This window comes from Paenibacillus sp. P4_A9 (assembly GCF_056402415.1).
Genome location: NZ_JBFUHL010000030.1, coordinates 1 through 12906 on the forward strand (window position 1 = coordinate 1; position 12906 = coordinate 12906).

5 protein-coding genes are annotated in these 12906 nt (G+C 45.9%); all 5 read left to right on the forward strand.

What is annotated here, in order from left to right; all coding sequences use genetic code 11:
* The first annotated feature begins 246 nt into the window (after positions 1 to 246).
* The 5 genes from AC1DVJ_RS18535 to AC1DVJ_RS18555 all read left to right on the forward strand — a co-directional run bounded on the left by AC1DVJ_RS18535 (position 247) and on the right by AC1DVJ_RS18555 (position 12859).
* The gene (locus AC1DVJ_RS18535) at positions 247 to 1740 is read left to right on the forward strand and encodes an ABC transporter substrate-binding protein (protein ID WP_477592711.1); all 1494 of its coding nucleotides are present in this window, start codon (positions 247 to 249) and stop codon (positions 1738 to 1740) included.
* Between the two features lie 76 nt (positions 1741 to 1816).
* Complete coding sequence (locus AC1DVJ_RS18540; RefSeq protein ID WP_477592712.1) at positions 1817 to 3670, forward strand: heparinase II/III family protein; 1854 nt, start codon at positions 1817 to 1819, stop codon at positions 3668 to 3670.
* A gap of 15 nt (positions 3671 to 3685) precedes the next feature.
* Positions 3686 to 5932: a beta-galactosidase trimerization domain-containing protein gene (locus tag AC1DVJ_RS18545; RefSeq protein ID WP_477592713.1), complete on the forward strand. Its 2247-nt coding sequence runs from the start codon at positions 3686 to 3688 to the stop codon at positions 5930 to 5932.
* Between the two features lie 90 nt (positions 5933 to 6022).
* Positions 6023 to 9937 (forward strand): right-handed parallel beta-helix repeat-containing protein, encoded by a 3915-nt coding sequence (locus tag AC1DVJ_RS18550; protein ID WP_477592714.1) that lies wholly within the window; start codon positions 6023 to 6025, stop codon positions 9935 to 9937.
* Between the two features lie 255 nt (positions 9938 to 10192).
* Positions 10193 to 12859, forward strand: coding sequence for a glycoside hydrolase family 38 N-terminal domain-containing protein (locus tag AC1DVJ_RS18555; protein WP_477592715.1), 2667 nt, complete (start codon positions 10193 to 10195; stop codon positions 12857 to 12859).
* Positions 12860 to 12906: the final 47 nt, after the last annotated feature.

Sequence of the window (12906 nt, forward strand, 5' to 3'; positions counted from 1 at the left end):
ATGCAAGAATGCAAGAAGGTGCGCAGGTTGATATGGCGACATTAAAAGAGCTTCCGACAGAATCGACCCGTATGGCGATGTGTATCCTGGCGATCGCGCCCATGTTGTTTGTATTCCCGTTCTTCCAAAAGTATTTTGCTAAAGGATTAACAGTTGGTTCGGTAAAGGGTTGAACTTGAATTCGAATTAAGACTAGAATCTTGGATTCTGGTTTTGAGAATATAAACAATTGATGGAGGGGTTAATATGGTTTCCAGAAAAGGTAAATTGTCCATTGCACTTGCTTCTGTAATGAGTTTAGGCTTGGTGTTGTCGGGTTGTTCGTCTAACTCAGGGAATGAGACTAGCACGGCGAGCCCTGCGGTAAGTCCTGCAGCAAGTGCGGCTGCCACTGCGAAAGTGGAAGCGTTAAAGCCTGTAAAGCTGACTTGGTATATCCGAAACGCGGAGCCAAAAAATGCAGCTGCCGTCATGCAAAAAGCCAATGAAATCATTAGCAGCAAAATCAATGCAACGCTTGAGTTCAAATATATCAATCCCGGTGATTACGATAACAAGATGCAGCTCGTCATGTCTTCCGGAGAAGAGTTTGATATCGCTTTTGCTGCAAGCTGGATTGGCAATAAATATGCTGACAATGCCATCAAAGGAGCTTATATTCCAGTCGACGATCTGCTGAACAAATATCCAGACTTGAAGAACATGTTCAAGAAGGAAATTTGGGATGGGGTCAAAGTCAACGGGAAAATTTACGGAGTTCCGAACAATCAAATTATGGGGGATCAGCCTGGCATGTGGTTTAAGAAGGATCTTGTCGATAAATATAAGATCGACTTAACTAAACCAAAAACAATGACTGATTTTACTCCACTTTTCCAGACAATTAAAGACGGAGAAAAGGATGTCATTCCAGAAAGATATGGTGTAATGCCATTCAATGAATATGTACCAGCTGTTGAAGGCGGCTTCAATGTCGATACGAAAACATGGAAAGTATATTCCTCACCGGAGACATTGGTAAATCAGTACAAGACCTTGAGAGAGTGGAATACGAAAGGATTTTTCCCGCAGGACGTAGCTACAATGAAAGATGAATTATCTTTAATTAAGGCCGGTAAAGTTTTCAGCCGTTATAACCGTTTCAAACCGGGTACTGATGCCGACCTTAAGAATGCTTATGGATTTGAAGTTGTGACGATCCCTGTCGGTCCGTCGGTTATTAGTAAAGGTTCTGTAACCAGTACGTTAAACGCTATTAGCACGACATCCAAAAATCCAGAGCGTGCTATGATGCTGATCAACCTAATTGATACGAATAAAGATCTATTTAACTTACTGAAATTTGGTATTGAAGGACAGGATTATACGAAAGTGTCTGCAAACCGAATTGAGCAGAAGAAGGATGGTTACGCGTTGCCAGGCTGGTTGTTCGGTAACGAATTTAACAGCTTCGTAATACCTGGGCAAATCGACGACGTTTGGGACCAAACCAAGAAGTTGAATGACTCTTCACTAGTTGACCCACTCATCAGTTTCGTATTCGATCGCAAACCAGTCGAGAATGAACTAGCTCAATTGAATGCGGCAGCTGGCGAATACGGCGCTATTCTTAACAATGGTCTTGACGATACGGATAAAACTTTGAAGGCTTATTTGGATAAACGGAAAGCAGCCGGGGCTGATAAAGTAATGGCCGAACTGCAAAAACAAATTGATGCATGGCGCAGCACACAAAAATAATAGCATGACTAATAATGAGGGACCCAGAAGTATTTGGTTCCCTCATTATTGATTATTGGGGAGAGAAGGGATAACAATGCTGAATCAATTGACACTTAGGCAGCTTAAGAATGCTTTGGAGGAAACGCAGCACTTGCCTCACGACTTTTTTGCGGAGGCAAGGGTGCCAGAACGGTGGAAACGCGTTAGATCGAATGACCAGTATGCTGCTTTTTGGGGAAAGTTGGAGGAACAAGCAGCTCAAATTATAGAAAATCCCGTCCGATCACCGCTATTTTCTGAATTTGCCTTATTCGGCGATACGGGCGACAGAAGCATATACGAGTCGAAGTGGAATCAGTTGTATGCTGGACTTCATACGTTCAGCATGTTGCTCATGACGGAAGATAAACAAGAATGGAGAGCGGCGCTTAACAATGCGATTTGGACCATATGCAACGAGTATACGTGGGTATTGCCTGCCCATGTGGGCTTATATCATAATGATTATCCGAATGGCATCTGGGATCAACCCATTCCGCCTCGTGAAACCGTTGACCTCTTTGCTGGAGTCACCGCATTTGCCCTCGCGGAAATCGTTCACTTACATAAAGAGAAATTGCATCCCTGGGTCGTTCATCGGGTGAAGGAAGAGATCGAACGTCGTATTTTTCAGGTCTATTTTCATAGCCCGTACCCACAAAACTGGGAGCTGAAAACGAACAATTGGCCAGCTTGCTGCGCATCTTGTATTGGAGCTGCAGCCATTTATTTAATCGAAGATAGTGAAAAGCTTCAAGGTATGTTATGGCGCGTACTTGGTGTGCTTCGGAATTATTTCACTGGCTTTGACGAGCAAGGTGCGACACCAGAAGGACCCGCATATGCGCAGGGGGGGTTCACTCCTTTTGTTTATTTCGCTGAATTATTGAAAGAACGCACGCATGGAAAGATCTCGCTTCTCACAGACGAGAAGGTCGAAAGGATTTCGGAGTTCCCGCAACTATGCATGCTATCCAATGGGAAAGTGGTCAATTTCTCGGATTCATCGGATATGGTTAAATTCAATATCGGACTCATTCATCGTCTGCAAGACTATGTGCCTGCGCTCCAATTGCCTTCCGAGGCATACCAAGCGGCCCCAGCCCCGAATAGTTGGATTGATGCTGCAAGGCTTATGCTCTGGACACCGGACTCCGATTCATCGGTTTCAGCGGGAGATCGAGACCAAGTGCAAGAACGGATTTTCACCGGGAATCAGTGGGTCATTTCGAAAGTAAAGAGATCCAATGGACGATTGTCCGCATTTGCAGCCAAAGGCGGACATAACGAAGAACCGCATAATCATAATGATTTGGGTCATTTTATTTTGCATGTGGATGGTGAAAACGTGCTCGCGGATATCGGTCTCGGGGACGTATATCTATATACCAAACAATATTTTCAACCCCAATACCGGTACGAGATGATAAACGCAGGCTCTCATGGACATTCGGTTCCTATTGTAGACGGTTACAGACAGAGCTTTGGCAAACAGTATCGTGCGAATCTTATTTCTAGTCAGACTTCCGAAGATGAAGTTGAGCTTGTCCTGGATTTAACGAAGGCATACGATTGCGATTCGTTGGAGCTGCTTACTCGAGAATTTATATGGAGACGTCCGGAGAAAGAGAATCCACAATTAATCATTACGGATAAGGCAAGTTTTTCTAAAGTGCCTGAATCCTTTCAAGAAGTGTTCATAAGCAGTGTTCTGCCCCAAGATATAGGAATTGGACGTATACGGATGAACACCGTAACGCTGATCTATAATCCTGATCAGTGGACGGCTGATGTAGAACCTGTACAGAGTGCTTCGCATACGAATTCATTTTATCGTGTGGTATTGTCCTGTCAAAACCCTGCATCGGAAGTCGTATCGGTATGTCGGTTTGAAGTCGAACATTCATGAGAAAGGTGATTATTTATGAAAATTGATAACAATTGGATGGACACGACATACCGCAAGCTCCACTTGGATTATCACCAACCGCCTTGGATGACTGGCGTTGCTTCTGCTTTCACGGAGGAGGAGGCCCGTCGTCAAGCGCGGATGTTTAAGGAAGCGGGCATTGAAGCAGTAGAAATTTTCGCTTATGACCATTACGGTCAAGCGTTTTATCCCTCTCAAATTGCGCCCCGCCATCCGGGGCTGCAAAGTGATTATACGGGGCTGATGAACAGCGCGCTTAAAGATGAGGGACTTAAAGTGACGCTGTATTTAAATGCCTTAACCTCAGTTCACCTTGTCGATACACATCCAGATTGGTTAATAACACTTCCAGACGGATCGCATCCAAGGGGAGCATGGCTGGCTCATGATGCTTCGCACATTTGCATTTCCTCACCGTACATGGATCGGTATTTCGTTCCGTTGTTGCAAGAAGCGGTTACAAGACACGAGCCGGATGGCGTATGGATAGATGCAGGCTGTTGGATGATCGACGTGCCATGTTATTGTCAGTACTGCCATGCGCAATATTTGGAAAACACGGGGCGTGCGCTTCCAGTTATGCCTCAAGCGAGCCCGCAGGAAGAACTACAAGACGAGGATTGGCTGGCATGGCGAATATGGCGCCGAGGCCAAATCGGCAGTTACGTCCGTAAGATAACGGATGCCGTAAGAGCAGTCAAACCGGATACCAATATCGCGGATAACAATTTGGGCAAATATTATTTCGGGGTCCCTTCTACGGATCAAAGTCAGGTACAGGAATGGTTGTCTCCCCAGCAAATGGGCGTGACTTATTTGTCTTGTGACCCAGTTCCTATGGGAGGGAACCACAGTATGATTCTTAGCAGAGAGGGGAGATACCAGTCGACCCTGGGCTTGCCGTTCGAATTCATGAACGAGCGGTTCCATGCTTGGGGGGAGTGGCAGTATCGCTCGCCAACCGATTGGAAAGCTGAGGCGGCCACGATGCTCGCGGTAGGTGCGCGATGTGTTTTTGCTGATCAACCCAATCCGGATGGAACTTTGGAGCCTTCTGTGTACGCAGCTTTGCGGGACGTGTATGGATTTGTGCGGGAGCGCGAGCCCTTCGTCGTTGCAGCGGCGCCAGTTCCGGATATGGCCATACTCGCTAGTGCGGCCTCTAATGTGATAGGACCCGTAGGCGGTGTGGATTGGGGAAGAGCCAACGCCATAGATCAGCGGTCGCTAGCTCGTACCGATCGAGTGAACGGGGCGCATCTGGCGCTGATCGAGCTCGGCTATCAACACCTGATTTATGACGAACGGACGCTGTCCGAGCAGTTGGCAGAGCAATCGTGTGTCATCATTCCTGACCAATTGATCCTGGATGAAACAACAATTAAGGCACTTGAACACTATGTATGCGAGGGCGGTAAGTTGCTGGTGACTGGGCGTACAGGTTTGTATGACGAATGTGGACGGGGGCGATCGGAAGATCCGCTTGCTGCTTTGCTAGGAGTTGAACGTGACGGCGAACTCCCCGCCCCCATTCATTACTTGAAGCCGTCGACGGACTGGTTGGAAAAGGGACTCGTCGAGCCTAATCTTCTACAGGCATGGGGAGTCGCTACGAAAGTCCGTCCGCATACGGCGTCCATTCTTGCAGAGCTGATCGAGCCCGTAAAGGATGTCTGGGCCAACGGCGTGAAGAGCCGCGAGAATTGGCGGCAGTATACGGTGTTTGGTGCAGCACCTGCAGGTGATTCGATTGCTGGCCCTGCAATAACTTTGAATGAATATGGAAAAGGTAAAGCGATGTACGTTTCCGTGGATCTCTTCGCCCTCTATTACCAAGAGGGACATCGTCTATTGCGGTCTTGGATTGATAATTGCCTGGCTATCTTATGGCAAGATAGCATTCCGCTAATCCAGGTACGCAAACCTCTTCATGTTGAGATGTCGGTCATGCGGCAACCCATAGGCACAACAGGGGCAGATCGGATCATCGTGCACTTCGTTAATTATTTTGCTCAAAAGCGATCAGGCCAAATGATTCATATGGAAGAAGTCGTTCCTGTATCTGGCATGGAGTTCCGACTACGGATGAGAGATAAGCAGCAAGTAAGCAGTGTAACCCTGGAGCCTTCTAATCAGGTGCTTGAGTATCTCATCGAGGATTCCATACTTACCATTAAAGTCCCCGAGCTGGATATTCATTATATGATTTGCATTGACATGATGGAAGGGAGGTGTGATTAAAGGTATATAGATCGAGCAGCTCAGAGCACTCACAAAAGATTTTTTGTTGCTTTAAAACGCACAAAAAAATGAAAGAGGAGCGATGGTACTATGTTCGGATTAAACAGCGATTTGAAAAACAAAGTAAGGAATCTCCTTCTCTCCGCAACACTCGTCACTTCCATGTTTACAGCAATTCTACCTGAAACCGTCAGCGCGACGGGAACTAGTTATTATGTAGACACTAGTGGAAGCGATTCCAACGATGGCACCTCGCTAAGCACGCCTTTCCAAACGATTCAGAAAGCCGCTGATATTGCGCAAGTCGGTGACACTGTCTACATCAGAGGTGGTACCTATCGGGAGACAGTGACCCCCGCAAATTCCGGCACGGCAGGCAACAAAATTACTTATCAGAACTACAACAGCGAGACAGTCGTCGTTAGCGGTAATGACCTAGTCTCGGGATGGACACTGGACAGCGGCAATATTTACAAGGCGTCCATGAACTGGAGCCTGGGCGCAGGCAATCAGGTGTTTGTTGATGGAGCGTTGATGGATGAAGCTCGATGGCCAAATCAGACCGGAACCTTACTGCAACCCACAAGAGCAACAGCTGGATCAGGCACGAACCAATACGGTATTGTAGACGGAAATCTCCCTGGCGGTGATGGTTTTTGGACCGGAGCAACCGTATGGGTAACCGGTGGAGACGGCTGGATTGTTGGGACACCTACTGTTACCGCTTATAATTCTGCTGCTAAGAATTTGACATTGACCACTAATTATCCCGGATTTGGAAACGGCTATTATAATATACATTCCGGCAATAAATATTACTTGTCTGGCATCAAGGGGGCTTTGGATACAGAGAAGGAGTGGTGGTACGATGCGGCTGCTTCTGAATTGTATCTATGGTCCCCAGGCGGGGGGAGCCCATCCACCCATGCGGTGGAAGCGAAGAAGAGGATTGACGCTTTCGACTTGTCCGGCAAGGGGTATGTAGATATTAAAGGTATTCAAACCATTGCCTCCAGGATCAAAATGGATAGTCTTACGAATCATTGTTTGCTACAAGGCATTGTGAGCAAATACATTTCTCATACGAAATTAAATACTTCGGCTTATGAGCAAACTGGCCTAGGTATCTACTTGGACGGAAGTTATAATGAAATCCGCGACAGCGAGCTTGCTTATAGTTCGGGGAGCTTAGTTACAGTAAGAGGCTCGTACAACAATATCATTAACAGTTATATCCATGACGGCGGATATGTTCCTTCCTGGGAGGGACTAGTGAACCTTCAAGGGGCAAACAGCCTGATCAGCCACAATACCGTGAGCGATGCCGGCAGGGTTACTGTATTTTTCGGTGGTATGAGCGCTAATCGCATTCAGTACAATAATATTTTCAATGCCGGTTGGTTGACGAATGACCTTGGCATGCTGTATGGACCAAATACGGATGGTCAAAACACGGAAATTCATCACAATTATGTACACGATAACAAAGCGTCCGTTGGAAAACCTGGTATTTACCTCGACAATTATACGACCAACTTTATTATTCATCATAATGTGACTTGGAACAACGACGGGCTCCAACTTAATATTCCTTCCAGTTATAATTTGGTTTATAACAACACGATTTGGACGGGTGCGACAACTATTCAGGCTAATGCTACAGGCAATCCGTTTGCAACGGATATGTACGGGGATCGGTTTTTCAACAATATTATCAAAGGGTACGATGCGGAAACTGCTGCGTATTCCAAATATGGGTATAATCTCACCGCATCACCTGGATTTGTGAATGAAGGTACACGCGATTATCATCTGCTATCGACTTCGGGTGCAGTAGATACGGGTATGGTGGTCCCTGGCATTACAGACGGGTATGTCGGAAGTGCACCAGATATTGGAGCCTATGAGTATGGAGGAACAGACTGGACGGCAGGTCATAATTTCTCGAGTTCGCCAAGCCCGACCTATTCGTCTATCACTACACCGTATATGAATAGAGTCACAAACGGAGGTTTTGAGAAAGGCGACCTAACGGCTTGGTCGAAGACGGATGCCAATAATGCCGTCGTCATGCTAGATGGTCACTGGGGGAAGGCTGCTAACGCAGGCATGTCCCGTTCTCAAAATTATGGCGTGAAGTTAAGCGGAGGTGTAGACGGTGTCGAGCAGACGATTACTGGCTTACAACCGAATACGGATTATATAGCTGGAGGGTGGATAAGAACACCTGCTGGCGAAACAGCTGCACTGGGTGTGAAAAGCTACGGCGGTTCAGATGTAACGGCATCTTCCGCGAGTTCCACTTGGACCTTTCAGACGATCCGATTTACAACGGGTTCATCGAGTACGAGCGCCACAATTTACTTTAAGAAAACATCGGCAACAGGTGAAGCCTATGTAGATGACGCGGGYCTTGTGCTGGCAGAACCAATTGTCTATCAAACGATGTATTCATCTGACGGATTTGAGAGCGGATTTAGCAATTGGGCCGCCGTTCAAGGCAAAGGTACGCCATCGACCAGCACAGCAGTTACGCATTCTGGCAGCAATAGTTATATGATCAATGAAGATATGGATGTCATTGGTCAAACATTCGACACCAATTATAATAAATATGTAACGATGTGGTTCTATGATGATGCCAGCGATACCTCCATGCAGACGGTTGCAGATGTGAATGATGGCGTAGCAAGTAGAGGGATTGGTGTAAATACTACAACTGCGGCATCGATCTATGTGACCAAAATCGGAGGAACATGGGCTGGAACAGCCGTCGCAAGATCAACTGGATGGCATAAACTCACGTGGGATTATACGTCAGGTACCAAAGTCGATATGTATATTGATGGTACACTCGTTGCCTCTCCAACCGGTGTATCAAATTTCAAATCCATCTCGCTTGGCGATTGGTGGTCAGGCAGCTCAGGAACGGTATATTATGATGATGTCACGATAAAGGATTATTCGCCATTAACGAGTGATGGTTTCGAGAATGGGTTGGGCAAATGGGAGGTATATCCAGGAAAAGGAACCCCGTCGCTTAGTACGGCTCAAGCACATTCAGGATCAAATAGTTATGTGATCAATGAAGATATGGACGCTATTGTGCATTCCTACACCGACAACCTGAACAAAATCGTTAAGATGTGGTTCTATGATGACGCCAGCAACACCTCGAATCAAGTGCTCGGGGACGTGAACGACGGCGTCGCAACGAGAGGGATTGGCGTCAATACCCCCACTTCGACAACGCAGTATGTGACACGCTTAGGCAGCACCTATGCTGCGACCTCTGTTGCAAGAACGACAGGCTGGCATGAATTCAAGTGGGATTATACGTCAGGCACTAAGGTCGATATGTATATCGACGGCACACTTGTTGCCTCACCGACCGGTGTAACCAACTTCAAGGTGATTATGATGGGTGATTTGTGGTCGAGTGTTCCAGGATTCACAGGAGCGACATATTTTGATGATATTAGTGTGTCGGATCCTCCATTCACGAGCGATAATTTCGAGAATGGATTAGGCAACTGGACGACATATAAAGGAACGGCTTCACTCAGTACAGCTCAAGCTCATTCAGGGTCTTACAGCTATGTGATCAATCAAGATACAGATGTCATTTATCACAACTTTCCTGCTAGCGATAATAAAATCGTAACCATGTGGTTCTACGATGATGCCTCCGATGTCTCGATGCAAGTGATCGGTGATGCCAATGACGGGATCGCAACTAGAGCGCTTGGCGTCAATACGCCAACATCCACATCGAAGTATGTGACACGTCTCGGCAGCACTTTTACAGCAACATCAGTCACGAGAACGACAGGATGGCATGAATTCAAGTGGGATTATACGTCCGGCACGAAGGTCGATATGTATATTGACGGCACACTAGTCGCCTCTCCAACTGGGGTAACAAGCTTCATTCAGATTTCGATGGGCGACTGGTGGACGTCGAACACTGGAACGGTATATTTTGACGATGTGAACATTCAGTAATTGAAAAGACAAGAACCGGATGGAAGGAAGGATCCTCTAAGGACCGGGTAGCGAGAATATCGCTACCCGGTTTTTACGTTGTGGCATATCCGTAACATGTTGACATACGAAGTTGATTTATTCGGCACTATTTAAACTCATTCGCAATATTTAAACTTCGGCTTTGAACCATTTCTTATTTCTTGGAACTATCTCTTTAGAGGTAGTGATTGTTAAGATAAATACAGGAAACTAATTATGAAAGCGGGGAAAAGCATGCCAAAGATCAAAGAAGTATTGGTCCTACATCATAGCCATTTGGATATCGGGTATACGCATGCACAGCCGATCATTTTGGAATTACAAAAGAAATATATCGACCAAGCGTTACACATGTGCGAATTAACGGAGGATTGGTCAGAAGTCAACAAATTCCGTTGGACCTGCGAGTCAAGCTATCCTGTGCTGAGTTGGCTGGAAACGGCAAAAGCAAGTCAGATTGACCGATTCAAGCATTATCTACACAAAGGTCAGATGAGTATTTCCGCTTCCCATCTGCATACTACGCCACTATGTTCTGCGGAGCAAATGGCTAAAATGCTATATCCGGTAAGCCAATTGCGAAGCCAATTCGATATCGAGATCAAGACGGCGATTCATCATGATGTTAACGGCCAGCCTTGGCCGTATAGTCAATTGCTGCTGGATGCAGGCGTTGAGTTCTTTATTATGGGCATTAATATGCATATGGGCGCTATCCCATTTGCAAGACCAAGCGCATTTCATTGGGAAACCCCGGATCGCCGTAAGCTGCTAACCTTCCATGGCGAACATTATGCACTCTTCAGCGAAATTTGCGATGTGAACGCCAAAAATACGAATATCATGGCGAACGGCTTGAATAAGTATTTGCAAAAAATTGAAGCGAACCCAGAGTATCCGTTTGATTTTATTTATTTGACCGCGACGAATTTGCCGCTCTATGATAATAACCCGCCAGATCGTGAATTGGCAGAACTCATTAAAATCTGGAATGGGGAGGGGCGAGAGCAGACCATTACATTCGTTACGCCCGAACAATTATATGCAAGAGTCAAGCAACATGAGACACAGCTGCATACGCATTCTGGGGATTGGACGGATTATTGGAATTTCGGTTCCGGCAGCTCTGCCAAAGAAACCAAATTGAATCGTCGAACGAAGCAAGGCATGAGGGCGGTAGAGCTCTTGGAAGCTTTTCAGGGGGAAGAGGATCAGTCACATCAACAATTAAAAAAGCAAGCTTGGGAACAAATCAATTTGTATGATGAACACACTTGGGGAGCATTCAACTCCATCTACAATCCTCATCATCTCAATGTGGATATCCAATGGTCGCATAAATCCCATTATGCGTATCAGGCTAATAGCTTGACTGGCTATTTATTAGGGAACCAGATGGAAAGGTTAGCGAATAATCCGCTCCAATCGGAAGAGCCAGAAGGATTATTGCTTGTTAACACTTCATCCGTACCAGTAAAACATGATATTCAATTCCCATCGGGTTTCAGGATCAAAGGGAGACACCTCAGCGCGGACAGAATGCGTCACGTGCTCATGAACAACGACCGCAATCATGCAAGCGAAAGCTACGGAATCGTTGAACTGGCTCCTTTCAGTTGGCGCAAGTTTCCATTTCAGAATCTGCAAAAAGTGGATCTCGCGAATGAGATCGCGTCACACCCAGGCAAGATGAATGAAATAGTTGCCCAATTTAGTGTGAATCATGCGGTAGCTGGAACGATTACGAGTGAGAACGGATATATCGAGACGCCTTACCATAGATTCATCTTTGATCCTTCCAAAGGTAGAATCTTAAGTTTGTATGATAAGCTGAACGATTGGGAAGTGCTGGATGTATCTAGTCCATGGACATTGTTTCAATATGTTCAAGAAACGATAGATCCAATCCATGATCCAGTTCATCGAAGTACGTTATTCCCATGCGATTTTGAAAGAAGTAAAAATAGCATCAGTAATTGGAATCATGATTGGCATGCCAAGAGAGAGACGTATTCCCGCTTTAAGTCTTTTCACTTAGAGCGAAGTGCGAATAACGCTACTTTAGTTATGCAATGGGAAGCGCCAGGAATGGATCGATTGGAACAGAGGTTTACTTTCTTTAGCTACCGTGCGGATATTGAAATGAAGGTTTCCTATGTGAAGCAAGATATTACGACTCCAGAAGGCACCTATTTTGCTATACCTCTGAATGTGAAGGATTGGCGCTGTATCTACGATACTGCTGGTCAAATCGTAGAATTGGATGAGCAGCAATTGCCAGGAGTATGCAGAGATTACATTACGGTGGATAAGAGCGTATCTATCTTTGATGGCAGCCATGGAGTTACTTTGGTTTGTCCCGATGCGCCATTGGTGCAGGTGGGGGATTTTAATTTCGGTCGTGAGCATCACAAAATCGATAGAGACAGTCGTCCACTATTGCTGGCGTGGCCCATGAATAATTACTGGGAAACGAACTTCCGAGCGCATCAACCTGGATTTAATTCATTTACCTATTATTTATCAACTTTCCAAACTTTTGACCCGGCAAACGTGTTGCAATCGTCCGCACAAGCCATAGCGCCTGTATACACAACGGCAGTTATGAATTGTAGGGAAGATGTCTCCGGACAATTTATTCAACTARGTGGAACTGGTGTGCAAATTTTTGACGTAAAGCCGGCTGAAGAGGGGAAAGGTATCATTGTCCGCCTTAGCAATTGCACAGAACAGTCCGTAAATGCACAGCTGATCTTTCCGTCTAGCAAAATTAAAACGGCGTTCAGGACGAATGCTTTGGAAGAGAATCAGATGGAGATTCGGGATATTCAACATGGAACACTTGAGGTAAAGCTGGAAGCCAAACAAATGCTGCATTTACGTGTAATTCTTGAAGAGTAAATTAAAAAATACAATGCTCTCACAGCAGTGACATCGGCATTATGATG